Annotated in this window: 19 protein-coding genes; 5 read left to right on the top strand and 14 right to left on the bottom strand. The window is 67.5% G+C overall.

Annotation, left to right across the window (positions count from 1 at the left end):
* From gltB to J7654_RS08520, 12 genes are all read right to left on the bottom strand, one after another.
* Positions 1 to 4,716, bottom strand: a complete 4,716-nt coding sequence (gltB, locus tag J7654_RS08575; protein ID WP_209739981.1) for a glutamate synthase large subunit — start codon at positions 4,714 to 4,716, stop codon at positions 1 to 3.
* A gap of 230 nt (positions 4,717 to 4,946) precedes the next feature.
* A complete protein-coding gene (locus tag J7654_RS08570) occupies positions 4,947 to 5,432 on the bottom strand; it encodes a hypothetical protein (RefSeq protein ID WP_209739979.1) in 486 nt (161 codons plus the stop codon).
* 107 nt (positions 5,433 to 5,539) lie between these two features.
* Positions 5,540 to 5,848, bottom strand: coding sequence for a plasmid stabilization protein (locus J7654_RS08565; RefSeq protein WP_209739976.1), 309 nt, complete (start codon positions 5,846 to 5,848; stop codon positions 5,540 to 5,542).
* Positions 5,849 to 5,906: 58 nt separating this feature from the next.
* Entirely contained in the window at positions 5,907 to 9,677 is a 3,771-nt protein-coding gene (gene metH / locus J7654_RS08560; RefSeq protein ID WP_209740361.1) for a methionine synthase, read from the bottom strand.
* A gap of 74 nt (positions 9,678 to 9,751) precedes the next feature.
* Positions 9,752 to 9,967, bottom strand: a complete 216-nt coding sequence (locus J7654_RS08555) for a hypothetical protein (RefSeq protein WP_209739973.1) — start codon at positions 9,965 to 9,967, stop codon at positions 9,752 to 9,754.
* A gap of 219 nt (positions 9,968 to 10,186) precedes the next feature.
* Positions 10,187 to 10,360, bottom strand: coding sequence for a hypothetical protein (locus J7654_RS08550; RefSeq protein ID WP_209739969.1), 174 nt, complete (start codon positions 10,358 to 10,360; stop codon positions 10,187 to 10,189).
* A gap of 124 nt (positions 10,361 to 10,484) precedes the next feature.
* A complete protein-coding gene (gene glgX / locus J7654_RS08545; protein ID WP_209739965.1) occupies positions 10,485 to 12,758 on the bottom strand; it encodes a glycogen debranching protein GlgX in 2,274 nt (757 codons plus the stop codon).
* A gap of 148 nt (positions 12,759 to 12,906) precedes the next feature.
* Positions 12,907 to 13,950 carry a TerC/Alx family metal homeostasis membrane protein gene (locus J7654_RS08540; RefSeq protein ID WP_209739963.1) on the bottom strand — a complete coding sequence of 348 codons (1,044 nt, stop codon included), beginning with the start codon at positions 13,948 to 13,950 and terminating at the stop codon, positions 12,907 to 12,909.
* A gap of 150 nt (positions 13,951 to 14,100) precedes the next feature.
* Entirely contained in the window at positions 14,101 to 14,760 is a 660-nt protein-coding gene (gene rpe, locus J7654_RS08535; protein ID WP_209739961.1) for a ribulose-phosphate 3-epimerase, read from the bottom strand.
* Positions 14,761 to 14,824: 64 nt separating this feature from the next.
* On the bottom strand, positions 14,825 to 16,834 hold the full coding sequence (gene tkt / locus J7654_RS08530) for a transketolase (RefSeq protein WP_209739957.1): 2,010 nt from the start codon (positions 16,832 to 16,834) through the stop codon (positions 14,825 to 14,827).
* Positions 16,835 to 16,906: 72 nt separating this feature from the next.
* Positions 16,907 to 17,935: a class 1 fructose-bisphosphatase gene (locus tag J7654_RS08525; protein WP_209739954.1), complete on the bottom strand. Its 1,029-nt coding sequence runs from the start codon at positions 17,933 to 17,935 to the stop codon at positions 16,907 to 16,909.
* Between the two features lie 26 nt (positions 17,936 to 17,961).
* A complete protein-coding gene (locus J7654_RS08520) occupies positions 17,962 to 19,464 on the bottom strand; it encodes a helicase HerA domain-containing protein (RefSeq protein ID WP_209739952.1) in 1,503 nt (500 codons plus the stop codon).
* Between the two features lie 186 nt (positions 19,465 to 19,650).
* Here J7654_RS08520 and J7654_RS08515 point away from each other — a divergent pair, with 186 nt between their 5' ends.
* The 4 genes from J7654_RS08515 (at position 19,651) to J7654_RS08500 (ending at position 22,851) form a co-directional block, all read left to right on the top strand.
* Positions 19,651 to 21,084, top strand: a complete 1,434-nt coding sequence (locus tag J7654_RS08515; RefSeq protein ID WP_209739947.1) for a cytochrome ubiquinol oxidase subunit I — start codon at positions 19,651 to 19,653, stop codon at positions 21,082 to 21,084.
* 11 nt (positions 21,085 to 21,095) lie between these two features.
* Positions 21,096 to 22,109 (top strand): cytochrome d ubiquinol oxidase subunit II, encoded by a 1,014-nt coding sequence (gene cydB / locus J7654_RS08510; RefSeq protein WP_209739944.1) that lies wholly within the window; start codon positions 21,096 to 21,098, stop codon positions 22,107 to 22,109.
* Positions 22,099 to 22,230, top strand: coding sequence for a DUF2474 family protein (locus tag J7654_RS08505; protein WP_209739941.1), 132 nt, complete (start codon positions 22,099 to 22,101; stop codon positions 22,228 to 22,230). Before cydB ends, J7654_RS08505 begins: the two co-directional genes overlap by 11 nt.
* 129 nt (positions 22,231 to 22,359) lie before the next feature.
* Complete coding sequence (locus J7654_RS08500; protein ID WP_209739939.1) at positions 22,360 to 22,851, top strand: hypothetical protein; 492 nt, start codon at positions 22,360 to 22,362, stop codon at positions 22,849 to 22,851.
* A 9-nt stretch (positions 22,852 to 22,860) separates the two neighbouring features.
* On the opposite strand, the gene J7654_RS08495 is transcribed toward J7654_RS08500, so the two are convergent.
* Together J7654_RS08495 and J7654_RS08490 are read right to left on the bottom strand one after the other, a co-directional pair.
* Positions 22,861 to 24,327, bottom strand: a complete 1,467-nt coding sequence (locus J7654_RS08495) for a UdgX family uracil-DNA binding protein (protein ID WP_209739936.1) — start codon at positions 24,325 to 24,327, stop codon at positions 22,861 to 22,863.
* Complete coding sequence (locus tag J7654_RS08490) at positions 24,327 to 25,562, bottom strand: putative DNA modification/repair radical SAM protein (RefSeq protein ID WP_209739934.1); 1,236 nt, start codon at positions 25,560 to 25,562, stop codon at positions 24,327 to 24,329. Before J7654_RS08490 ends, J7654_RS08495 begins: the two co-directional genes overlap by 1 nt.
* A gap of 190 nt (positions 25,563 to 25,752) precedes the next feature.
* Between J7654_RS08490 and J7654_RS08485 the strand changes: the two genes are divergently transcribed.
* Complete coding sequence (locus J7654_RS08485; RefSeq protein ID WP_245195726.1) at positions 25,753 to 26,208, top strand: BA14K family protein; 456 nt, start codon at positions 25,753 to 25,755, stop codon at positions 26,206 to 26,208.
* Positions 26,209 to 26,514: the final 306 nt, after the last annotated feature.

The raw sequence follows: 26,514 nt of genomic DNA, 5'->3' as shown, positions 1-26,514 counted from the left end.
TCACTCCGCCGCGATGCCCATGCGCATGCGCTCCATCTCCAGAAGCGCCCGGCGGTACTCGACCGGCATCACCTTCACGAATTTCGGCCGGTGATGCTCCCACTCGTCCAGCATCTCCTTCGCGCGGGTCGAGCCGGTGAAGTGGAGATGGTTGGAGATGAGCTGGTAGAGCCGCTCGTCGTCATGGCGCGTCATGTCGGAGGAGACGTCCACCCGGCCCATGTGCTGGAGGTCGCCGCCGTGGTGGTGCAGCTTCTCCAGGAGGTCGTCCTCCTCCGGCACCGGCTCCAGCTCCACCATGGCCATGTTGCAGCGCTCGGAGAAGTCGCCCACCGGGTCGTAGACATAAGCCACGCCGCCGGACATGCCGGCCGCGAAGTTGCGCCCCGTCTGGCCGAGGATGACGACGACGCCGCCGGTCATGTACTCGCAGCCATGGTCACCGACGCCCTCCACCACCGCGATGGCGCCGGAATTGCGCACGGCGAAACGCTCGCCGGCCACGCCGCGGAAGTAGCACTCGCCCGCGATCGCGCCGTAGAGGACCGTGTTGCCGATGATGATGGAGTCCTCGGGCACGATGCGCGTGTCCTCACGCGGGCGCACCACGATGCGACCGCCCGAGAGCCCCTTGCCGACATAGTCGTTGCCGTCGCCCACCAGATCGAAGGAAACGCCCCGCATCAGGAAGGCGCCGAAGCTCTGGCCGGCCGTGCCGGTGAGCTTCACGCTGATCGTGTCGTCGGCCAGCCCCTTCATGCCGAAGCGCTTGGCCACCTCGCCCGAGAGCATGGCCCCGGCCGAGCGATCGACATTGGTGATGGCGGTTTCGATCGTCACCTGCTGGCGGGCCGTCAGCGCGGCCTCTGCCCGCTCGATGAGCCTGCGGTCGAGCACGTCCTCGATCGGGTGCTCCTGCCGCTTGGTCCAGAGCAGTTCCTCGCGCGGGGCCTCCGGCTTGAAGAACAGCTTGGAGAAGTCGAGCCCCCTCGCCTTCCAGTGCTCCACCAGCGGCTTCTTGTCGAGCCGCTCGGACTGGCCGGTCAGCTCGGCAAGGTTGCGCACGCCCATGGCGGCCATGATCTCGCGCACCTCTTCGGCGATGAAGAAGAAGAAGTTGATCACGTGCTCGGGCAGGCCCTTGAAGCGCTTGCGCAGGACGGGGTCCTGCGTGGCGACGCCCACGGGGCAGGTGTTGAGGTGGCACTTGCGCATCATGATGCAGCCGGCCGCGATCAGCGGGCCGGTGGAGAAGCCGAACTCGTCCGCCCCGAGCAGCGCGCCGATCACCACGTCGCGGCCCGAGCGCAGGCCGCCGTCCACCTGAAGAGCCACGCGCGAGCGCAGCCCGTTCATCACCAGCGTCTGCTGCGTCTCGGCAAGGCCCATCTCCCAGGGGGAGCCGGCGTGCTTGATGGAGGTGAGCGGCGAGGCGCCCGTGCCCCCGTCATAGCCGGAGACGATGATGTGGTCCGCGCGCGCCTTGGCCACGCCCGCCGCCACCGTGCCCACGCCCACCTCGGAGACAAGCTTGACCGAGATGTCGGCCGCCGGGTTGACGTTCTTCAGGTCGTAGATGAGCTGAGCCAGATCCTCGATCGAATAGATGTCGTGGTGCGGCGGCGGCGAGATGAGGCCGACGCCGGGGGTGGAATGGCGCGTCTTGGCGATGGTGGCGTCCACCTTGTGGCCCGGCAACTGCCCGCCCTCGCCCGGCTTGGCGCCCTGAGCGACCTTGATCTGGAGCATGTCGGCGTTGACGAGATAATCCGTCGTCACGCCGAAGCGCCCGCTCGCGATCTGCTTGATCGCCGAGCGCTCCGGGTTGGCCGTGCCGTCCGGCAGGGGCTGGTAGCGGTCCGGCTCCTCGCCGCCCTCGCCCGTGTTCGACTTGCCGCCGATGCGGTTCATCGCCACGGCCAGCGTCGAATGGGCCTCGCGCGAGATAGAGCCGAAGGACATGGCGCCCGTGGCGAAACGCTTGACGATCTCGCTCGCCGGCTCGACCTCGTCCAGCGGCACGGGATGCAGGCCCATCTCCTCGGCCATCTTGATACGGAAGAGGCCCCGGATGGCGGAGGTCTCCACCGCGCTCTGGTTCACCAGCGCGGAGAACTCCTTGTACTTCTCGTAGGAATCGAGCCGCACCGCGTGCTGGAGCGTGGCCACCGCCTCGGGCGACCACATGTGCGATTCGCCGCGCATCCGGTAGGCATATTCCCCGCCCACGTCGAGCGCGCGGGCCAGCACCGGGTCCTTGGAGAAGGCCAGCGCGTGGCGCTCGGCGCTCTCGCGCGCAACCTCGTCCAGCCCCACCCCCTCGATGGTGGTGGCGGTGCCGGAGAAGAAGCGATCCACGAATACCTGCTGGAGGCCGATGGCGTCGAAGATCTGCGCGCCGCAATAGGACTGGTAGGTCGAGATGCCCATCTTGGACATGACCTTGAGCAGGCCCTTGCCGACCGACTTGATGAAGCGGCCGACAAGCTCGCTCTGGTCCACTTCCGGCGGGAAGTCGCCGCGCGCATGCATGGCGTTGAGCGTGTCGAAGGCGAGATAGGGGTTGATCGCCTCCGCGCCGTAGCCGGCAAGGCACGCGAAATGATGCACCTCGCGCGGCTCGCCCGATTCCACCACGAGGCCGACGGCGGTGCGCAGGCCCTTGCGGATCAGGTGATGGTGCACGGCGGCCGTGGCCAGGAGCGCGGGGATGGGGATGCGATCGGCGCCCATCTGCCGGTCCGACAGGATGATGATGTTGTAGCCGCCCACCACGGCCGCCTCGGCCCGCTCGCACAGGCGATCCAGCGCCCCGGCCATGCCCGCCGCGCCCTGCTCGGAGGCATAGGTCGTGTCCAGCGTCTTGGTGTCGAACCGGTCCTCGGTATGGCCGATGGTGCGGATCTTCTCCAGGTCGCCATTGGTCAGGATCGGCTGGCGCACCTCCAGCCGCTTGCGGCGCGAGGTGCCCTCCAGGTCGAAGATGTTCGGCCGGGGCCCGATGAAGGAGACCAGGCTCATCACCAGCTCTTCGCGGATCGGGTCGATCGGCGGGTTCGTGACCTGCGCGAAGTTCTGCTTGAAATAGGTGTAAAGCAGCTTGGACCTGCCGCTCATGGCCGAGATGGGCGTGTCGGTGCCCATGGAGCCGATGGCCTCCTGGCCGGTGGTGGCCATGGGCGACATCAGGATCTTGAGGTCTTCCTGCGTGTAGCCGAAGGCCTGCTGCCGGTCGAGCAGCGAGACGTCGGCGCGCGAGGCGCGGGGCGCCACGGGCTTCAGGTCCTCCAGGATGAGCTGGGTGGACTTCAGCCAGTCGCGATACGGGTTGGCCGAGGCGATCTCGTTCTTCACCTCCTCGTCGGAGACGATGCGGCCCTTCTCCAGGTCGATCAGGAGCATCCGGCCCGGCTGGAGCCGCCACTTCTTGACGATGCGCTCCTCGGCCACCTCCAGCGTGCCCGCCTCGGAGGCCAGGATCACGAGGTCGTCGTCCGTCACCACGTAGCGGGCGGGGCGAAGCCCGTTGCGGTCCAGCGTCGCGCCGATCTGCCGCCCGTCCGTGAAGCAGACGGAGGCCGGGCCATCCCAGGGCTCCATCAGCGCGGCATGATACTCGTAGAACGCCTTGCGCTCCGCGCTCATCTGCTTGTTGCCGGCCCAGGCCTCGGGGATCAGCATCATCATCGCATGGGCCAGCGAGTAGCCGCCCTGCGTGAGGAATTCGAGCGCGTTGTCGAAACAGGCGGTGTCCGACTGGCCCTCGTAGGAGATCGGCCAGAGCTTGGAGATGTCGTTGCCGAAGAGCTCGGAATCGACGCTCGCCTGGCGCGCGGCCATCCAGTTCACGTTGCCGCGCAGCGTGTTGATCTCGCCGTTATGGGCCACCATCCGATAGGGATGGGCGAGGCGCCAGGACGGGAAGGTGTTGGTGGAGAAGCGCTGGTGGACGAGGGCGAGCGCGCTGGTGAAGCGCTCGTCCTTCAGGTCGCGGTAATAGGCACCCACCTGATAGGCCAGGAACATGCCCTTGTAGACGATGGTACGCGCGGAGAGGGACACGACGTAGAAGTCCGTGTCCACCGACTGCGCCTCTTCATAGACGCGGTTCGAGACGACCTTGCGGATGATGTAGAGCTTGCGCTCGAAATCCTCGTCCGTGGCGCAGGAAGGCGAGCGGGAGATGAAGACCTGCCGGTGGACCGGCTCGGTCGCCGCGATCTCGGGCGCCTTGGAAAGCGAGGAATTGTCGACCGGCACGTCGCGCCAGCCGAGAAGCTGGCAGCCTTCCTCGGCGGCCGCCTGCTCGAACAGCTCCTTGAAATGCAGCCGGCGCGCCTCGTCCTGCGGCATGAAGACGAAGCCGACGCCGTACTGGCCGGGCGCGGGCAGCTCCACGCCCTGCTGCGCCATTTCGGCGCGGAAGAACTCGTGCGGAATCTGGACGAGCATGCCCGCCCCGTCGCCCATCAGCGGATCGGCGCCCACCGCCCCGCGATGGGTCAGGTTCTCCAGAATCTTCAGCCCCTTGGCGACGATGTCGTGGGACTTGCGGTTCTTCATATGGGCGATGAAGCCCACGCCGCAGGCATCGTGCTCGTTGCGCGGGTCGTAGAGGCCGGCGCGGCCGGGATTGGCGCGGGCTTTCACCGGAGCGTCGGCGGTCGCGGCCATGGCGGCCGTGGCTTCGACAGGGGATGGCGTCTTCATCGTCATCGCTTCAACTCCGTTCGCTCGCTCGCGAAACGGCCCAAGGGACCGCCGCGAACGGCATGTCTTTTCAAGAATGAGCCAGGCCGGGCATTCCCGGATCGCCTCCCGGCCTTCATCGCCCGCCGCCCACCGGCGCGTCCAGCCGCGTTTTCCCCCTTGGCGGCTTCCAGGAGCAAGGAGAAATTACGGCAGTGATGCTGACCTATTTCCAAAATGACAGAATTGCAAGCGCTTCACAAGCGGCCCGCGCCGCCCTCCTGCTCCTCGTCGCCGGCGGGAGCGGGCCGGCGGGCGGGCGAGAAGCCGTCCTTGATGGCATCGTGCAGCCGCACCAGCCAGCCTTCGGCTTCCGCCGCGCGGTTTTGCGCTTCCTCGGCCCGCTGCTCGGCCTCGTCGGCCCGGGCCTGCAAGGCGGCGACATGCTCCGTCAGCGCCTCGATCTCCTCGGCCTGCCCGGCGGCGGCCTCGCGCAGCCGCTGCATCTCGCGCTCCATCTGCACGGCACGCGCCTCGGCCCCCCGAAGCGAATGGCAGGCGCGCTTGACGAGGTCGAGCGCCGCGGAAAAATCGCGCTCGTCGGGCAAGGGGGCCGCCGGCTGCTCCGGTTCCGCCGGGGCGCGATTCGGGGCGGCCTCCGGCCGGGCGGGCTCCTCGCGCACGCCCTCCTGCGTGCCGCGCAGGAGGTTGACCAGCGACTGCTCGTCGAAGGGCGCGCTCATGAGAGGCGAGCCTTGCCCGCGCGCCATCGTGCGAATTTCATGTCTCGACTCCGTTCGGCGGTGATCCGTGCGAGGATAGACCATTCGCCGATGGCGGCCAACGCGGTTCAGGCTGCCGCGTTGCGCTTGCGCGTAGCGGCCGCCTTCTTCGCCGAGGCCGAGCGCTCGGCCGCCGTGCGGGAGGCGGATGCCTTGCCGCCCTTCTCGCCGCCCTTGTGCGCGGCGGGATTGCCGGTCGACTTGCCCCGGCCCGAGCCACCGCTCTTGTTGCCGCCGCCGTCGTCCTTGTTCACGCTCGCCCAGGCCCGGCGCTCGGCCTCGTCCTTCTCAACGCCCCGCTTCTCGTAGCCTTCCTCGATATGCTCGGCCTTGCGCTTCTGCTTGTCGGTGTATTTCGACTTGTCGCCCTGGGGCATGGCAGCCTCCCTCGAACGGTTGAGGAAGGGATAACCGCCCGGCGGCCGCGCTGTTCCCTCAGGCCGCCTCGGCGGCGGCGGGCACGTAGTTCAGCACGGGCGCGAGCCAGCGCTCCACCTCGGCCACCGCCATGCCCTTGCGGGCGGCGTAGTCCTCCACCTGGTCGCGCTCCACCTTGGCGACGCCGAAATAGTAGCTGCCCGGATGGGCGATATAGAGGCCGGAGACAGAGGAGCCCGGCCACATGGCGTAGCTTTCCGTCAGCCGCACGCCGATGGCGGCCTCCGCATCCAGAAGCTCGAACAGGGTCGCCTTCTCAGTGTGGTCGGGCTGGGCGGGATAGCCGGGCGCGGGGCGGATGCCGTCATAGGCCTCGCCCAGAAGCTCCTCGCCGGCCAGGGCCTCGTGCGGCGCGTAGCCCCACAGCTCCCGGCGCACATGCTCGTGCATCCGCTCGGCGAAGGCTTCGGCGAAACGGTCGGCCAGCGCCTTGACCATGATGGAGGCGTAGTCGTCGTTGGCGCGGGCGAAGCGCTCGGAGATCGCCTCCTCCTCGATGCCCGCCGTCACCACGAAGCCGCCGACATAATCGGGCGTGCCTTGCGGCGCGACGAAATCGGAAAGCGCGACGTTCGGCCGGCCGTCCCGCCGGGAGAGTTGCTGGCGCAGGGTGTAGAAGGTGGCGCGCTCGCGCGCCCGCGCCTCGTCCGCGAAGAGGCGAATATCGTCGCCCACCGCGTTGGCCGGCCAGAAGCCGACCACGGCCTGCGGGCGGAACCATTTTTCGGCAACGATCTGCCCGAGCATCGCCTGCGCGTCCTCGTAGAGGGCGCGCGCGGCCGGGCCCTGCGCCTCATCCTCCAGGATCTTCGGGAAGCGGCCCTTCAGCTCCCATGTCTGGAAGAAGGGCGTCCAGTCGATATAGCGGGCCAGTTCGGCAAGGTCCCACTCCCGGAACACGCGCGTGCCGAGGAAGCTCGGCCGCACCGCCTTGTAGGACGACCAGTCGATCCGTTCCGCGTTCTCGCGTGCCCGCGCCAGCGGCAGGCGGCGCTTGTCGGCCTCCGAGCGCGCATGGGCCTCGGCCACCTTGCGGTATTCGGCGCGCACCTTGTCCATGTAGGCGGTGCGGCTCTCGGGCGAGAGCAGGCTGGAGACCACGCCCACCGCCCGGCTCGCATCCGTCACATAAACCGTCTGGCCCTTTTCGTAGCGCGGGTCGATCTTCACCGCCGTATGGACACGGCTCGTCGTCGCCCCGCCGATGAGGAGCGGCACCTCGAAGCCCTCGCGCTCCATCTCGGAGGCGACATGCACCATCTCGTCGAGGGAGGGCGTGATGAGGCCGGACAGGCCGATGACGTCCACCTTCTGCGCCCGCGCCGTTTCCAGGATCCTGGCGGCCGGCACCATCACGCCGAGGTCGATCACCTCGTAATTGTTGCAGGCCAGGACGACGCCGACGATGTTCTTGCCGATGTCGTGGACATCGCCCTTCACCGTCGCCATCAGGACCTTGCCGGCGCTCTGGCGCCCTTCGCCGCCGGCCAGGCGCTTCTCCTCCTCCATGAAGGGCAGGAGATGAGCGACCGCCTGCTTCATGACGCGGGCGGACTTCACCACCTGGGGCAGGAACATCTTGCCCGAGCCGAACAGGTCGCCGACCACGTTCATGCCCGCCATCAGCGGGCCCTCGATCACATGCAGCGGACGCGCGGCCTTGAGGCGCGCCTCCTCCGTGTCGGCCTCGATGAACTCGGTGATGCCGTTGACGAGCGCGTGGGCCAGCCGGTCCTCCACCGGCTTCTCGCGCCAGGAGAGGTCCCTTGCCTTCGCCTCCCGGCCGCCCTGCCCCTTGTAGCGCCCGGCGATGTCGAGCAGGCGCTCGGTCGGGCTCTGCCCGCCGCGCCCCGGCCGGTTCAGCACCACGTCCTCGCAGGCCTCGCGCAGCTCCGGGTCGATGCTCTCGTAGACGGCGAGCTGGCCGGCGTTGACGATGCCCATATCCATGCCGGCCTGGATGGCGTGGTAGAGGAACACGGCGTGCATCGCCTCGCGCACCGGCTCGTTGCCGCGAAACGAGAAGGAGAGGTTGGAGATGCCGCCGGAGATGTGGGCGTGCGGCAGGGTCTGCCGGATCGTCCGCGTGGCCTCGATGAAGGCGACGCCGTAGCCGTCATGCTCCTCGATGCCGGTGGCGACGGCGAAAACGTTGGGGTCGAAGACGATATCCTCGGGAGGAAAGCCGGCTTCCTCGGTGAGGAGCTTGTAGGCGCGCGCGCAGATGGCGACCTTGCGCTCGTAGCTGTCGGCCTGCCCCTCCTCGTCGAAGGCCATGACGACCACCGCCGCGCCATAGGCGCGGGCCAGCCGCGCCTGTTCCAGGAAGGCCGCCTCGCCCTCCTTCATGGAGATGGAATTGACGATGGGCTTGCCCTGCACGCATTGCAGCCCCGCCTCGATCACTTCCCACTTGGAACTGTCGATCATCACCGGCACCCGGGCGATGTCGGGCTCGGAGGCGACGAGGTGGAGAAACTCCACCATCGCGGCCTTCGAATCAATGAGCCCCTCGTCCATGTTGATGTCGATGATTTGCGCGCCGTTCGCCACCTGGTCGCGTGCCACGTCCAGCGCGGCGGCATAGTCGCCGTTGGTGACGAGCTTGCGGAAGCGCGCCGAGCCGGTGACATTGGTGCGCTCGCCCACATTGACGAAGGGAATGTCGGGCGTGAGCGTGAAGGGCTCCAGGCCCGAGAGACGCATGGCCGGGGCGATCTTCGGCACGGCGCGCGGCGCAAGGCCCGCCACCGCATCGGCGATGGCGCGGATATGGGCGGGTGTGGAGCCGCAGCAGCCGCCGACCACGTTGACGATGCCCTCCTGCGCAAAGCCCCGGATCTGCGCGGCCATCGCCTCCGGGCTCTCGTCGTACTGGCCGAACTCGTTGGGCAGGCCGGCATTGGGATAGGCGCACAGGAAGGTGTCGGCCGCGCCGGACAGCTCCGCCAGATGGGGGCGCATGGCCTGTGCCCCGAGCGCGCAGTTGAGCCCGACGGTGAAGGGGCGCGCATGGCGGATCGAGTGCCAGAAGGCCGTGGGCGTCTGGCCCGAGAGCGTGCGCCCGGACAGGTCCGTGATGGTGCCGGAGATCATCAGCGGCAGGCGGGTGCCGGTCTCGCGGAACACCTCCTCGCAAGCGAAGATGGCCGCCTTGGCGTTGAGCGTGTCGAAGATGGTCTCGATGAGGATGAGGTCCGCCCCGCCTTCCACCAGACCGCGCACCTGCTGGCCGTAGGCCACGCGCAGATCCTCGAAGGAAACGGCGCGAAAGCCGGGATTGTTGACATCCGGCGAGATGGAGGCGGTGCGGTTGGTGGGCCCCACGGCCCCGGCCACGAAGCGCCGGCGCCCGTCCGCCGCCTCGGCGCGCCGCGCGGCGTTGGCGGCAAGGCGCGCGCCCTCCCGGTTCAACTCGTGCACCACGCCTTCCATGCCGTAATCGGCCTGCGCGATGGTGGTGCCCGAAAAGGTGTTGGTCTCCAGAATATCCGCGCCCGCCATGGCATAGGCGAAATGGATGTCCTCGATGGCCTTGGGCTGCGACAGGATCAGGAGGTCGTTGTTGCCCTGAAGGTGGCACTCGCAGGCCCCGAAGCGGTGGCCGCGAAAATCCTCCTCGGACAGGCCGAGCGTCTGGATCTCGGTGCCCATCGCCCCGTCGAGAACGAGGACGCGCTCGCGCGCGGCCGCTTCCAGCGCGGCCCACGCATCGCCACGCGCGCCCGTCGAAGCCCCGGAGAACAAGCCCTTCGTGGTGCCAGCCATCATCCGTCCCTTGCCGCATTCGCCCACCATATAAACGCATCCTTATATGAAGATGCGATGGAAGGCGATGGGGGTCAGGCCGGGGTGGCCACGCCTCTGCGGTGAGGCCCCAGGACGCAGGCCGCCAGGAGGATCAGCCCGCTGACGCTGGCGATCATGCCGGCCGCGCTCATGCTGGCGCCCCAGCCGATCCAGAGCGGCCCATAGGTGGCGGCCACGAAGCCGACGATGGCCGAGGCGAGCGAGAAGACGATGCTCCAGCCCATTTGCCCCACCATGCGGTCGCTCATGAGCCGGGCGCTGGCTCAAGCCTCAAAAGCAAGGCCGTTATGAGTTGCGCAGTTTTTCACGGTGCCGAGGATGCAGGCGCGAGTGCTGACGGTCCGCCCTTGCTCTTAACAAACGTTGCGCGCACCTTGCGCAGCGTCAGCCCATTCGACGCTGGAACACGAAACGGCCGAGGCGTGAGCCCCGGCCGTGACGCATAGCTTTGATGAATTCGGGGCGCGTTAGCGGTTGATGGAGTAGTAGGCGTCCGCATCGATGCCGGCGGCGTTCAGGGCCGAGCGGCTGGGGCGACGGCCGGCTTCGGCAGCGGCCGCGCATTCCCGAACACCGCCGAGGAAAACGGCGATACCGCGAACCTTGTTGCGAAAACCGGTGCGGGTGGGCTGAGCGGTCATTGTCGTGGCCTTCCTGTCGTTCTCTCTAATCTCTTGACAGGAATATGCGCGCTCACCGCGCGAATCAGTAGAGATGAAAAGACGACGCAGCCATGCACTCCTGCATGGCTGCGTCGTCCGTCTACTACTGCGCCTCGGGCTTCACGAAGCGCACCCGGTCGATGGCGGCCTGCATGAAGGTCTCGCTCACATGCGCGAAGGCGCGCCGGGCGGCTTCGGTCGTCTCGTCGCCGTCTACCGGCTCCAGCAGGAAAAGGAGGAAGGAGCGGCCGGTCGTCATGTACTGGCTGTGGAACTGGAAGGGCTCCAACTCCTCCCTGTCCGGCAGGTTGGTATCGATGACGCAGCGCCAGCAGCTTCCGCCCGGCGCCTCGGGAAGCGTGAAATTGACGACGTCGTGGTGCGCGTTGAGCACGATCAGCATCGTGGCATCCGTGCCCTTGCGCCTGATGCCCTCGGACGGGGCGCGGCCGTCGAGGAGCATGCCGAAGCAGCGGGCCGCGGGATCGGCCCAGTTGTCGTCCGAGAACTCCACGCCCGCCGGCGTGATCCAGGCGACATCCTTGACACCCAGCTCCTCGTCATAGGTTCCGTGCAGGAACCGCCCGCGCCGCAGCATGGGCAGCGCCTGCCGCAGCATGATGAGCTTCTGCACGAAGTTGGCGAGATCGCGCCCCTCGGCCGTGACGTTCCAGTCGATCCAGCCGATCTCGTTGTCCTGCGCATAGGCGTTGTTGTTGCCGCCCTGGGTGCGGGCGAACTCGTCTCCCGCCAGGATCATCGGCGTGCCGCGCGAGAAAAGCAGCGTGGCGAAGAAATTACGGAGCTGGCGGAAGCGGATCTCGTTCAGATCCGGATCCTCGCTCGGCCCCTCCATCCCGTAATTGTTGGAGAGGTTGTGCGAGTGGCCGTCGCGATTGTCCTCGCCGTTCGCCTCGTTGTGCTTGTCGTTGTAGCAGACGAGGTCGTGCAGGGTGAAACCGTCATGGGCGGTGATGAAGTTCACCGAGGACCATGGCTTTCGGCCCCGCTTGTCGAAGAGATCGGCGGAGGCGGAGATCTTTCCGGCCACCGCCGGCACCTTGCCCTCGTCGCCCCGCCAGAAGGAGCGCACGGTGTCGCGATAACCGTCGTTCCACTCGGCCCAGCCCGGCGGGAAGCGGCCGACCTGATAGCCACCGGGCCCGCAGTCCCACGGCTCGGCGATGAGCTTGACCTGGGAGAGCAGCGGGTCCTGCATGCAGGCATGGAGGAAGGAGGATTCCTCCGAAAAGCCATGCGGCTCGCGCGCCAGGATGGTGGCGAGATCGAAGCGGAAGCCGTCCACCCGCATCTCGCCCGCCCAGTAGCGCAGCGAATCCGTCACCAGCTGCATGACGCGCGGGTGGCTGGTGTTGACCGTGTTCCCGGTGCCGGTGTCGTTGATGTAATAGCGCGGATTGTCGGGCAGCAGGCGGTAATAGGCCGCGTTGTCGATGCCCTTGAAGGAGATCGTCGGCCCGTTCTCGTTGCCCTCTGCCGTATGGTTGTAGACGACATCGAGGATGACCTCGAGCCCGTAATGGTGGAAGCGGGCCACCAGCTCCTTGAACTCGTTGACGAAGGGGCTGGCGAGATAGCGCGGATCGGGCGCGAAGAAGCCGATGGAGTTGTAGCCCCAGTAGTTCCTGAGGCCCTTCTCGACGAGGTAGCTGTCGTCCACGAAGGCGTGGATCGGCATGAACTCGACCGAGGTGACGCCCAGGCTCTTGATGTATTTCACTACATCGCGGTTCATCAGCCCCGCGAAGGTGCCGCGATCCTCGTCCGTCACGCTCGGATGGCGCTGGGTGAAGCCCTTGACGTGGGTCTCGTAGAAGATCGTGCGCTCCCACGCCACGTTCGGCCGCCGCTCGTCGCCCCAAGTGAAGGCGGGATCGACGACACGCGCCTTCGGCACGAAGGCGGCCGAGTCCCGCTCGTCGAAGGAGAGGTCTCCATCCGCGTGGCCGATCGTGTAGCCGAAGAGCGAATGGTCCCACACCAGCGCGCCGGTGTGCTGCTTGGCATAGGGGTCGATCAGGAGCTTGTTGGCGTTGAAGCGATGGCCGGCATCGGGCTCGTAGGGCCCATGCACGCGGTAGCCGTAGACGAGGCCCGGGCGCGCGGCCGGCAGATAGCCGTGGAAGATCTCGTTGGTGTATTCGGGCAGCTCGATCCGCTCGATCTCGCTCTTGCCCTCGTTGTCGAACACGCAAAGCTCGACCTTGGTGGCGTTGGCCGAAAAGATGGCGAAGTTGACGCCGAGCCCATCCCACGTGGCGCCGAGCGGGAATGGCTGGCCGCCCTCGACGCGCGACTTGCGCAAGGCGGGCCGGGCGGGATGTTCATGGGTCGAGACGGGGCTCTGGACGTTCACGTGCGTTCGCTCGCGAAAAGAGGGAGGACGGTTCTAAAAAGCGCCGGGCCGCCGCTTTGTTCCTGCCTAACCATGCGCTTTGCGCGTTGCGGCATGAAAAAGGCCGGGCGATGAACCGCCCGGCCTTTTCGTCGTCGAAAGGGGAGCCTTACTCGCCGGGGCGCTCCTTGCGCGCGTCCGAGCGGCTCTTGAGAAGGCTGAGCACCGTGGTGATGACCAGGATGCCGATGATCACCGCCAGCGAGAACTCGGTCTCGATGTGGAGATACGGGGGCACCTCGATCGGCTGGCCGTCATTCAGGAAGGGCAGCGTGTTCGCTTCCACCGCATGGATGATGAGCTTGACGCCGATGAAGGCCAGGATCAGCGACAGGCCGATGCCCAGATAGACCAGCCGGTCCAGGAGCCCACCGATGAGGAAGTAGAGCTGAAGAAGGCCAAGCAGGGCAAAGGCATTGGCGGTGAAGACGATGTAGGGCGCGTCCGTCAAACCGTAGATCGCGGGAATGGAATCCAGGGCGAAGAGAAGGTCCGTCATGCCGAGCGCGAGGATGACGATGAACATGGGCGTGAAGTAGCGCTTGCCGTTCTCCACCACCGTCAGCGCCGTGCCGCGATAATCCTCGGTCGTGGGCAGGTGCTTCTGGAAGTATTTCACCAGCGCGTTCGGCTCGTACTCCTCGTCCGTCGACTTGGTGTGGTTCATGCTTTCGACCACCAGCTTCCAGGCGGTGTAGAGCAGGAAGAGGCCGAAAATGTAGAACACCCAGGAGAAGCGCTCGATGGCCGCCGCGCCCAGCGCGATGAAGATGCCGCGCATGATGAGCGCGATGATGATGCCGATCAGCAGCGCCTTCTGCTGGTAGGCCGCCGGCACCTGGAAGCTCTTCATGATGATGACGAAGACGAAGAGATTGTCGACCGACAGGCTCTTCTCCGTGATGAAACCGGCAAAATACTCAATGCCGTGCGTGCGGTCCCAGAAATACCAGACGCCCACGCCGAAGAGGAGCGCCAGCGTGATGTAGAAGACCGACCAGAAGGCGGACTCCTTGAAGGTCGGCGTGTGGGCGTGTCGCACATGCGTCATGAAGTCGAAGACGAAGATGGCGGCGATGCCGCCGATCGTCGACAGCCAGACCCATGTCGGCACGACGTCGTACGCAACTCCTTCGAGAGCGGTCTGCTCCATCAAACTCTCCTTCGGGGAGGCTCGCGCCTCCTCACAACAAGCCTTCGGGCGCGCTCGCAAGAGACGACGCCCGGCCCGGCAGAGCCATATAGCGTCCGCGATGGCCCGTCATCATCCAAAAACGTGGCCGATGGACGGTCCGGGCCCGCGTCAGCGCAGGGAGGCCCGGATCGCCTCGATATTGGCCGCATAAGCCTGCGGCGTACCGCCCTTGAAGACGGCCGAGCCAGCAACGAGCACGTCCGCCCCCGCCTCCACCACGAGAGGGGCGGTTTCGGGCGTGACGCCCCCGTCGATCTCGATGCGGATGGGCCGCGTGCCGATCATCGCCTTCACCCGCCGCACCTTTTCCACCACGGCGGGGATGAAGGCCTGGCCGCCGAAGCCGGGATTGACCGTCATCAGGAGCACGAGGTCCACGCGGTCCAGCACATATTCGACGACCGTCTCGGGCGTGTGCGGGTTCAGCGCCACGCCGGCCTTCACGCCCAGATCGCGGATCGCCTGCAACGAGCGGTCGAGATGGCGCGTGGCCTCGGCGTGGACGGTGATGAGGTCGGCACCGGCCTCGGCGAAGGCCTTGAGGTAAGGGTCCGCCGGCTCGATCATCAAGTGACAGTCGAAAAGCTTTTGCGATGCGGCGCGGATCGCCTTGATGACAGGCGGGCCGAAGGTGATGTTGGGCACGAAGTGGCCGTCCATCACGTCGAGATGGATCCAGTCCGCGCCGGCCGCGTCCACGGCCGCGACCTCCTCGCCCAGCCGCGCGAAATCGGCCGAGAGGATCGAGGGGGCGATGATGGCGCTCATGACGGTCTCCGTGAAGGCAACGCCGCGCGGGAAGCCCGCGCGGCGTGTTGTCGTGCAACAGGGCTCAGCGGCCCAGAAGCTCCCGCGCCGCCTTGGCGGCGGCCCCGGCCGTGATGCCGAACTGCTCGTAGAGCTTGGGCGCGGGGCCCGAAGCGCCGAAGCCGTTCATGCCGATGAAGCGGCCCTTGTCGCCGAGCCAGCGCTCCCAGCCGAAACCCGACGCCGCCTCGATGGCCACGCGCGGCGCCGTGCCGAGAACCTCGGCCCGATAGGCCGCGTCCTGCTCCTGGAACAGCTCCCAGCACGGGAAGGAGACGACCGCGGCCTTGATCCCCTCGCCGGCCAGCGTATCGGCCGCTGCCAGCGCGATCTCGATCTCGGAGCCCGTCGCCATGATCGTCACGTCGCGGGCGCCGTCCGTATCCTTCAGGACATAGGCGCCCTTGCGCGTGAGGTTCTGCGACGCATCGTCGCGAACGGTCGGCAGGTTCTGGCGCGACAGCGACAGGACCGAGGGCCGACCGGTCTCGGTCAGCGCGATCTCCCAGGCTTCCGCCGTCTCCACCGCGTCGGCGGGGCGGAAGACGAGCAGGTTCGGCGTGGCGCGCAGCATCGCCAGATGCTCGATGGGCTGGTGCGTCGGCCCGTCCTCGCCCAGCCCGATGGAATCATGCGTCAGCACATAGATGACGCGGATGCCCATCAAGGCCGAAAGGCGCATTCCCCCGCGCATATAGTCCGCGAAGGTCAGGAAGGTGCCACCATAGGGGATGAAGCCGCCATGCAGGGCAAGGCCGTTCATCACCGCCGCCATCGCGTGTTCGCGGATGCCGTAATGGATGTAGCGGCCCGCATAGTTCTCGGCCGAGACGGGCGACTGGTTCTTCGTCTGCGTGAAGACCGAATGGGTCAGGTCCGCCGAGCCGCCGAGGGTCAGCTCCGTCAGCTCGTTGACGAGGCCGAGCGTCGCCTCGGAGGATTTGCGCGTGGCCAGCTTGGGCTTTTCCGCCACCAGCTTGGCCCGGTAGTCGGCCATCGCCTTCTCGAAACCGCCCGGAAGCGCGCCGGAGACGAAGGCGTCGAACTCGGCGGCCCTGGCCGCCGCGTCGTGGCGCTTCTCCCATTCGCCGCGCGACGCCGCGCCCTTCTGGCCGATCTCGCGCCAGGCCTTCACCACGGAATCGGGCAGCTCGAAGGCCTCCGATTCCCAGACGAGCTTCTGGCGAACCGCCTTGATCTCCTCGTCGCCGAGCGGCGCGCCGTGGCTCTTCTCGGACCCCGCGAGCTTGGGCGAGCCGTAGCCGATGATCGTCTTGCAGGCGATGAGCGTCGGCTTGTCGGAGGTCTGCGCGCGTTCCAGCGCCGCCTTCACCTCATCCGGCTTGTGGCCGTCGACATGCTCGGCGTTCCAGCCGGCCGCCTTGAAGCGGGCGACCTGGTCCATGGAGGTGGCGAGCGAGGTCTTGCCGTCGATGGAGATGCCGTTGTCGTCGAAGAGGACGATGAGCTTGTTCAGCTTCAGGTGCCCGGCCAGGTCGATGGCCTCGTGGCTGATGCCTTCCATCAGGCAGCCGTCGCCGACGATCGCATAGGTCTTGTGATCGACGAGATCGTCGCCGAAGCGGGCGTTCATCATGCGCTCGGCCAAAGCGAAGCCGACGGCGTTGGCCAGGCCCTGCCCCAGCGGGCCGGTGGTGGTCTCGATGCCCAGCGCATGGCCGTATTCGGGGTGGCCGGCGGTCCTGGAGCCGATCTGGCGGAAGTTCTTCAGCTCCTCGATCGTCATGTCCTCGTAGCCGAGGAGATGGTGGATCGCGTAAAGCAGCATGGAGCCGTGGCCGTTCGACAGCACGAAGCGGTCGCGGTCCGGCCAGGACGGGTTCTTCGGGTCGATCTTGACGAAGTCGCGGAAGAGGACCGTGGCGACATCCGCCATGCCCATGGGCATTCCGGGATGGCCGGAATTGGCCTTCTGCACCGCGTCGATCGAGAGGGCGCGGATGGCGTTGGCCATGTCGCGGGCGTGGCGGTCCACGCTTTCCTCATGCGGGTTGGCGACGGTCTCGCTGACCATGGTGTCCTCCGGAAAAATGAAATCGGGCCGCTTCTAGCCCATCGTGCCTCGAACCGAAACGCCGGCCGCGCCTTAAAGCGGGGCGAGAGGCCGTTCGAAGGCGGAGAAACGCTCGCCGAGATTGTCCGGGTCGGCGGCATATCGCGCGACTTCCAGAACCTCATCGCGCGAGCCGAACACGACGGGCGTGCGCTGATGCAGCCCTTCGGGGACGATGTCGAGAATGGGATTGAGGCCGTCGCTCGCCGCGCCCCCGGCATTCTCGGCCAGGAAGGCGATGGGGTTGGCCTCGTAGGTGAGGCGGATGCGCCCGCTGGAATAGCCCTTGCGCGTATCGCCGGGATAGAGATAGACGCCGCCGCGCAGGAAGATGCGGTAGGCATCGGCGACCGCCGAGGCCACCCAGCGCATGTTGAAGTCGCGCCCGCGCGGGCCGTCCTTGCCGGCCAGGCAATCGTCGATATAGCGGCGCATCGGGGCTTCCCAATGGCGCTGGTTGGACGCGTTGACGGCGAACTCCTTCGCCGTTTCGGGAATCGCCATCGCCTCGATCAGCACCTCGAAGCGCCCCGTGGCGGGCCGGAAGGCATAGGTCGCGGTGCCCTGCCCGAAGCTGAGCACCAGCAGGAGCTGCGGCCCGTAGACGAAGAAGCCGGCCGCGAGCTGCCGGCGGCCCGGCTGGCGAAACACCGTGTCGGCGCCGGCATGTTCGCCCCCGGCGGGAAGAATGGAGAAGATGGTGCCGATGGAGACGTTGGTCTCGATGTTGGAGGAGCCGTCCAGCGGGTCGATGGCCAGCGCCAACGTGCCGGCGGGCGCCATGGGCACGGCCTCGTCCTGCTCCTCCGAGCCGTAGAAGGAGACGGGCGAGCGCCGCGCCGCCTCCACGAAGAGGCGGTCGGCCGCCACGTCCAGCGCCTTTTGCAGATCTCCGCCCGAATTGCCGATGCCGGTCGCCTCGGCGCCGCCCTCGGCGCCGCCGTTCTGGATCAGCCGGTGCAATTCGATCGCGGCGGCGGCGAGCGATCCCACGCAGGCCGCCGTATCGGCCAGGGGCGACCCCGCCAGCGCGGCCAGATTGTCGTCGAGCGTCTTTTGCATCGGCAGATCTCCTGGGCTCGGGCTTTTCACGCGCGCTGCGCGCGCGGGGTGATGCCCGGAATGTAGGACTTTCCGCCGGAAGCCTGCGTGCGCCAGCCGCTGCCCGCGATGGTCACGACGCGGTTGCCGCGAAAGTCCGTTTCCACGGCGATGAAGCCGCGTTCGGCCATATAGGTCAGCAGAAAGCGCCCGCGAGAGGGCGAATGGCTGCCATAGGCCTTGGCGAGTGCCCCGTCCTCCGGGCAGGGCTGCCCGTCACGCGCCGCGCGCGCCACCATCAGGTAGACGCCCTGCATGTCCTCCGGCAGCGCCTCGGAGCGCTCCACGACGGTGCGCCATTCCTCGCTTTCCTCGCCCTCGATGCCCGCGCGCGCCAGCGCCAGCCGGCGCCGGAAGACCGCCATGTCGGTCTCGCCCGCGGGAACGCGCTTCAGCCGGCAGTGGACGAGGAAGTCCTGGTAGAGCACCGGCACGGGCCGGAACGCGGCCTCCGGGTCGGCGATCAGCTCGGCGAAGATGGCGTCGATCGCGGCCGCGCGCTCGGCCAGCTCCTCCTCGCTGGGGGGCGCCTGCGGCTCGGCCGGCATGGCCACGGCGGGGGCCGAGACGCGCTCCAGAAGCTCGCGCGTGGCCACGCTCTCGCGGCGCGGCGGCTCGGGCAGCGCGGCGGGCTCGTCGGCCCCGGCGGTGAAGATCAGGCTCTCCATCGCCTCACGGCCCATCTCGGGCAGCGCCATCAGCACGGGGCGGCCAGAGCGGCCGGCGGTCTCCACCGTGCCGATGCGGATGGGGATCGGGCGGCGCGAGAGAGCGGGCCCCAGCGCCACGAAATGGCCGGGCTCCAGGTCGCGGAAGCGCTCGGCTTGCCGGCGCTCAAGCCCCAGAAGGTCGGCCGCGCGCGCCATGTCGATATCCAGGAAGGTGCGGCCCATCAGGAAATTGGAGGCCTCGGCCGCCACGTTCTTGGCCAGCTTCGCCAGGCGCTGCGTGGCGATGATGCCGGCCAGCCCGCGCTTTCGGCCACGGCACATGAGGTTGGTCATCGCGCCGAGCGAGATTCGCCGCGCCTCGTCGCCCACCTCGCCCGCGATGGCGGGGGCGAAGATCTGCGCCTCGTCCACCGCGATCAGCATGGGGAACCAGACATGCCGGTCGGCGTCGAACAGCCCGTTGAGGAAGGCGGCGGCGCATTGCATCTGCACCTCCGCGTCCAGCCCCTCCAGGTTGAGCACGACGGAGGCCCGGTGCTGGCGAATGCGCGCGGCGATGCGCGCCAGCTCGGCCGGCGTGCGGTCCGCGTCCACCACCACATGGCCGAATCGCTCGGAGAAGGAGACGAAGTCGCCCTCCGGGTCGATGATGGCCTGCTGCACCCATTCCGCGCTCTGCTCCAGCAGGCGGCGCAGGAGATGGGATTTTCCCGAGCCGGAATTGCCCTGCACGAGAAGGCGCGTGGACAGAAGCTCCTCGAGGTCCATCTCTGCCGGCTCGCCCGTGGCGGTCGTTCCGAGATCGACGGCAACCTTCATCGACAGTCTCCGGTGGTCGGGAACGCGGACCCTACGGCAGAACGGCCCGCGCATGGAGTCCCGCAAACGCGGCCGTCCACAGTTTCGGGCGGTGCGACACGATGAACCTGCGACCGGATGGCCGCTTCGACAGGACGCGGATTTGACCTAGATCAATTCGACATTCCAGATTTGGAGGCGCCGGCCATGTTCGAGGGCTTCGATCCCGTGCTTCTGGCGCGCATCCAGTTCGCCTTCACGATCTCCTTCCACATCGTCTTCCCCGCCTTCACCATCGGCCTCGCCTCCTATCTGGCGGTGCTGAACGGGCTGTGGATGTGGACCGGGCGGCAGGTCTACCTCGCCGTCTTCCAGTACTGGCTGAAGATCTTCGCCGTCAGCTTCGCCATGGGCGTCGTCTCCGGCATCGTGATGAGCTACCAGTTCGGCACCAACTGGTCGGTCTTCTCCGACCGGACCGGGCCGATCCTCGGGCCGATGATGGCCTACGAAGTGCTCTCGGCCTTCTTCCTCGAAGCCGGCTTCCTGGGCGTCATGCTGTTCGGGCTGAACCGGGTGGGGCCGCGCCTGCATTTCTTCGCCACGCTCATGGTGGCGGTCGGCACGCTGGGCTCGGCCTTCTGGATCCTTTCCGTCAATTCCTGGATGCAGACGCCCGCCGGCTACGCCATCGCCGCCAACGGCCAGTTCATTCCGCAGGACTGGTGGGCCATCGTCTTCAACCCCTCCTTCCCCTACCGCCTCGTCCACATGGTGCTGGCCGCCTACCTCACCACCGCCTTCGTGGTGGGGGCGGTCGGGGCGTGGCATCTCCTGAAGGACCGGGGCAACCAGGGCGCCAGGCTGATGTTCTCCATGGCGCTGTGGATGGCCGCCGTTGTGGCCCCCATCCAGATCTTCGCCGGAGACCAGCACGGCCTCAACACGCTGGAGCACCAGCCGATGAAGGTCGCGGCCATGGAGGGGCATTTCTCGACCAACACGGAAGGCGCCATGCCGCTGACGCTGTTCGGCCTGCCGGACATGGAGGCGGGCGAGATGCGCTATGCGGTAGAGGTGCCGGCCTTGGGATCGCTGATCCTCGGCCATTCGCTCGACGCGCAGATCGCCGGGCTCGACCGGTTCCCGCGCGAGGACTGGCCCAATGTCTGGATCGTCTTCTTCTCCTTCCGCCTCATGGTGGGCATCGGGCTGGCGATGCTGGGCATCGGCGCGTGGTCGCTCTGGCACCGCTGGCGGGGCGATCTCGTGGAAGCGACATGGCTCCAGCGCGCCAGCGTGCTGATGGGGCCGATGGGCTTCGTCGCCGTGCTGGCCGGCTGGATCACCACCGAGGTGGGGCGCCAGCCCTACACGGTCTATGGCCTCATGCGCACGGCCGAGAGCGCCTCGCCCATCGCGGCGAGCGCGGTCGGCACCTCGCTCCTCGCCTTCATCGCGGTCTACTTCCTCGTCTTCGGCGCGGGCACCTACTACATCCTGCGCAGCATGAGGAAGCCGCCGGAGATGGACGAGGAAGGGCCGCGGCCGGAAGACCCCATCCGCACCGCGGGCTTCGCGCAGGGTCCGCATATGGAGGCGGGCGACAACCCGTCCCGTTCGCCGGCCCCGGCCGAGTAGGAGAGCACCCCATGGACCTCCCGCTCATCTGGGCTTTCATCCTCGCCTTCGCGGTGCTCGCCTATGTCGTGCTCGACGGGTTCGACCTCGGCGTCGGCATCCTGTTCCCCTTCCTGCCACGGCACGAGGACCGGGACACGGCGATGAACACCATCGCCCCCTTCTGGGACGGCAACGAGACGTGGCTGGTGCTCGGCGGCGGCGGGCTCTTCGCCGTCTTTCCGCTGGCCTACGCCGTCGTCATGCCGGCGCTCTACGCGCCGATCATCGCCATGCTGCTGGCGCTGGTGTTCCGGGGCGTGGCCTTCGAGTTCCGCTTCCGCACGGTGCGCTGGCGCGGCGTCTGGGACATCGCCTTCTTCGCCGGCTCGATCCTGGCCGCCTTCGCGCAAGGGCTGGCGCTCGGCACCATCGTGCAGGGCATCGAGATCGAGGGTCGCGCCTATGCGGGCGGCTGGTTCGACTGGTTCACCGCCTTCTCGGTGGTGACGGGCGTGGCGGTCGTCATCGGCTACGCGCTGCTCGGGGCGACATGGCTGATCATGAAGACCGAAGGGCCGCTGAACCGCCTCGCCGCCCGCCATGCGTGGATCGCGGGCGCCGGCACGCTCGGGCTCATCGGCGTCGTCTCGGCGTGGATGCCCTTCCTTCAGGACGCGTTCTACTGGCGCTGGCTCTCCTTCCCGCGCATCGCGCTCGTCGCGCCGATCCCGATCATGGTGGCGGGCGCGGCGTTCCTGCTGTTCAGGTCGCTCGCCAACCACGAGTCCAACCGGCGCCCGTTCCTGAGCGCGCTCTCGCTCTTCGCCCTGTCCTTCGTGGGCATCGGCATCTCGTTCTACCCCAACATCCTGCCGCCCGAGCTGACGATCTGGCAGGCCGCCGCGCCGGACAGTTCGCTCGGCTTCCTGCTGGTCGGCGCCAGCGTGCTCATCCCCATGATCCTGGCTTATACGAGCTATTCCTACTGGGTCTTCCGGGGCAAGGTGCGCGAAGGCGAAGGCTACCACCAGCATGGCCACTGACCCGCACCGCCCGACCCCCGGGCCGCTCTGGCAACGCCTCCTCTGGTTCGCGGCCCTGTGGACCGCCAGCCTCCTGACGCTCTCGGCCGTCGCCTACGGCATACGGGCGATGATCCTGTAGGCCGGCCGGCGGACACACGGCGAAACTTGATTTTCCGCCTCAACTTCCTAAGGTTCGTCCGAAGGCGGCGCAGCCGCAGGGAAGCGGGGCGGCCTCATGAAGTGGTTCGTTCGGATCGTCGGCGCGTTGTTGTTCGTGCTCGTCGCGCTTCCCTTCGGACTTTTCCTCGCCCTGACATTCGAGACGTCGCAACGCACGCCCGAGCGGATCCCCATGACCGTGGAGATCGGACCGAGCAGCATCGCGCTCGAACGGCTGCAAGCCCACATCTTCCTCGCGGAGTACCGCCGGACGCTGGTGGTCCTGCGCGGCGGGGAGGAGATCGGGCGCGCCGGCCTTCCCATGGACACCGGCGGCACGGCGCATATGAACGTCTATCGCACGGGTGAGCAAACCCTGCGCCTCGTCGATCGCTTAACGGTCTACACGGTGAATTTGATGGACGGTTCGGTTCGCGGAACGTCGCGGACCGGTTCGGGCGGCGGCAGTTCCCTGACCGAGCGCCAAGGGGATTTCATCGGGGCCTTCGATGCGATCGGCGAAGGCGGCGAACGTGTCTTCCGCTTCATTCCCTCCGGCGAGCGGCCGGAACTCCGAATCAGGCACGCCCGCGTCGGATAGAAGGGGGCCTCACGCCCCCAGGGCGATGGCCGGCACGTATTCCTTCACCATCCCCATGTCCTTCTCGAAAGCCGCCTGTTCGCGGGCTTTGGCGGCCGCGTCGGGCAGGCGCAGGATGTAGGAGGGATGGACGGTGACGAGGAGCTTGGTGCCCTCCTCGAGATCGATGAGCCTGGAGCGGGTGTCGCGGATCGTGACGGAATGGCCGAGCACGGAAGCGGCGGCCGTGGCGCCCAGCGCCACGATCAGCCGGGGGCGGATCAGCTCGCGCTCCAGTTCCAGCCACCATCGGCAGACCTTCACCTCGCCCATGTTCGGCTTGGCGTGGATGCGCCGCTTGCCGCGCGGCTCGAACTTGAAGTGCTTCACCGCATTGGTCACATAGGCCTGGCGCCGGTCGATGCCCGCCGCCGCGAGCGCGGCGTCGAAGACCTTGCCGGCGGGGCCGACGAAAGGCTCGCCCGCCAGATCCTCCTGGTCGCCCGGCTGCTCGCCGACGAAGATCACCGGCGCGTCGGCCGGCCCGCGCCCGAACACGGTCTGCGTGGCCGGCTCCCACAGGGGGCAGGCCTTGCAGTGCCTCGCCTGCTCGCGGGCCTCGTCCAGATCGTCCGGCCGCTTGTCGCGCCCCGAGAACGCCTCGTCCGTCCTTGCCATCGCGCCGCGCTCCACCTGGCGTTCATGGCGATAACTCGGCAGGGTCGGCGCGGTTTCGACCATGGCCCGCGCGGCGGCCTCGGCTCCCTTGATCAAGGGGTCGATCAGGACGGCCTCGGGCAGGTTGCGCCAGTATTTCTTCGGCATCTCGGCCTGCATGGCCCTCACCTTCAGCCGCGCCGGATTGAAGATCGAGGCGTAATAGGTCAGCCACAGCGCCTCCATGTCGTCGTCCTGCGGCTTGTCGGCCATCGAGGCACCGGGGGCGAAGACCAGATCCACCCCGTCCCAGTGCACCGAGCGCTTCGGCGTCAGGATCGACCAGACCATGCCGGTGAAGCGGCGCATGAAGAAGGGCGCGGTCAGTTCCACCACGTGGTGGAAGGGCTCGAACCAGGCGATGTAGTGGCGGCCTTGCGGCGTCTCGATCTCGCGGAAGCGCACGAAGGCCTTCATCTTGTGCGCGTCGCGCCGCACCGCCTTCGCCATTTCGGCCGCGCGCGCCACGTCCGGGTCGGAGGCGATTTCCAAAAGCTTCTTCTCGCCCTGAAGCCGCCAGAGCAGGCGGTAGGCGAGGGAAAAGCGCTGCGCATCGGCATGGCAGAGGAGAAGGCCGGCCAGATCGAAAAAGGCCCTGGGCACGAAAGCCTGGCGCGCATCGGGCGGCATGGGCGGCAGCGGCTCGGCAAAAAGCCCGCCTGCCTCGCCCTCCACCATGAACCCCATATCCTGCGGCGCGATGCCCAGCGCCAGCGCGGTGCGCGCGGCCTGCCGCCAGCCCTCGAAATCGGCGGGAGCGCCGAGCCGCACCTCGAACATCACAACAGGCTCAACTGCTCGGCCTTCGGCGCCACGAGGGGGCGCAGGTGCTCCCGGTCGGTCAGGCCGCCCGGGCTCCAGCCGAGCGCGGAGACGAAGGGGCGCACCTTTTCCAGCGAGGCGCAAAGCCGCCTCAGATCCTCCAGCCGCAGCGTGCGGTGCCGCCGTGTGGAAAGGATGCGGTCCACCGATTTGGCGCCCAGCCCCGGCACGCGCAGCAGCATCTCCCGGTCAGCGCGGTTGACGTCCACCGGAAAGCGGTCGCGGTTCTTCAGCGCCCAGGCCAGCTTGGGGTCGATGGAAAGGTCCAGCATTCCACCCGCCCCGCCGGACACGATCTCCTGCCGGTCGAAGCCGTAGAATCGCATCAGCCAGTCGGCCTGGTAGAGGCGGTGCTCGCGCATCAAGGGCGGCTTGGCCAGCGGCAGGCGGCTGGACGCATCGGGAATGGGCGAGAAGGCGGAATAATAGACCCGGCGCAGGTGATAATTGCCGTAGAGGTTTTCCGAGCGCGTGAGGATGGCGTCGTCGTCGGCCCCGTCGGCGCCGACGATCATCTGCGTGGATTGCCCGCCGGGCGCAAAGGGCCTCGGCCTTGCCCGGTCCTTCGCCTCGCCCTTGTGCTCCTCGATCTTGAGCCGCAGATGGCCCATGGAGCGCTTGATGTCGCCGGGGTGCTTTTCCGGCGCCAGATCGGCCAGCGCCACATCGGTGGGAAGCTCGATGTTGATCGACAGGCGGTCTGCGAACAGCCCCGCCTCCTCGATCAGGGCCGGAGAGGCGTCCGGGATCGTCTTCAGATGGATGTAGCCGGCAAAGCCGTGCTCCAGCCGCAGCAGCCGGGCGATGCGCACCATCTCCTCCATCGTGTAGTCGGACGAGCGGATGATGCCGGAGGAGAGGAACAGGCCCTCGATATAGTTGCGTTTGTAGAAGTTGAGGGTGAGATCGACGACCTCCTCCACCGAGAACCGTGCGCGCGCCACGTTCGAGGAGGATCGGTTCACGCAGTAGACGCAGTCGTAGATGCAAAAGTTCGTCATCAGGATCTTGAGCAGCGAGATGCATCGCCCGTCCGGCGCATAGGCGTGGCAGATGCCCGAGCCCTCCGTCGAGCCGATCCCTTTCGACTTCATGGAATCGCGCTTGGTCGAGCCGCTCGACGCGCAGGAGGCGTCGTATTTGGCCGCGTCGGAGAGAATCGCGAGCTTCTGGATCAGGGTCGTCTTCGCCATCGCCACTTTATAGTGTTCGCTCTTCGTTCCGAACAGGGGTGGTTCGGCTTCGTGAACGGGGGTTTCAGCTACGGTTCATCTCGGCCGGGTCAGTCTGGATGCAAAGGAACGGCCGGCGGATCGAGCCGTTTCGTCTGCGGGGCTCAGAACCGCGCCGGCATCGATGAACGCAAGAAGGACAGGAAACGAAATGCGAAAACTCTTCAGCAGCATGATGGCCGTCGCGATGCTGGCGACCGGTTCCGTGACCATGGCGCCCACCGAGGCCTCGGCCCAGAGCATCCGCGAGCAGCAGCGCTTCGTGGAGCGCTATTGCGCACGCAACCCGGGCAACCGCGACTGCCGCGACTTCCGGCGTGGCGGAGGCCGCAACTGGGACCAGCGCCGCTACCAGCGCTGGTACCGCGACAATTACCGCCATGACCGGCGCGACGGGAACCAGGCCGCGATCGCCGCGATCTTCGGGCTGGCCGCCGGCGCCATCGCGGGCGGGGCAATTGCGGGCGGCGACAATCGCCGGCCGGGCGCGCGCAATGTCAGCCGGGAATCGGTGGCGCGCTGCGCCCAGCGCTACCGCACCTACGATCCGGCCACCCACACCTATGTGGCCAACAGCCGGGGCGAGAGGCGCGTCTGCCAACTCTGAGAGCGTCGAACGGGACAGAATGGAAGCCGGCGGGACACCCCGCCGGCTTTTCTCGTACAAGCTTCCAGCGATGGGAAAGGAGTGTGGCACAAGTCCCACAAAATGTTCGCGCAATAGGCTTCGCGCCCCCTCTTTCACGCCAGACCACAGATTTGGGCGTTGTCAGGCGGGGGCCTTTGCCGCCATCTTGAGGGCACACGCTTGGAGGGCGCGGGCGGCCATCGCAGGGCCGCCGGGGGGATGAGAGCCGCGGGATCGTCGCCGGCCGGAACCCCGCCCTTCGGGTACGGGCAGGTCCTTGCGAAG

The sequence above is a fragment of the Aureimonas populi genome (assembly GCF_017815515.1).
GTDB classification, from domain to species: domain Bacteria; phylum Pseudomonadota; class Alphaproteobacteria; order Rhizobiales; family Rhizobiaceae; genus Aureimonas; species Aureimonas populi.
The sequence above is the reverse complement of the archived record's forward strand: the minus strand, read 5'-3'. Positions and strand labels throughout refer to the sequence as shown.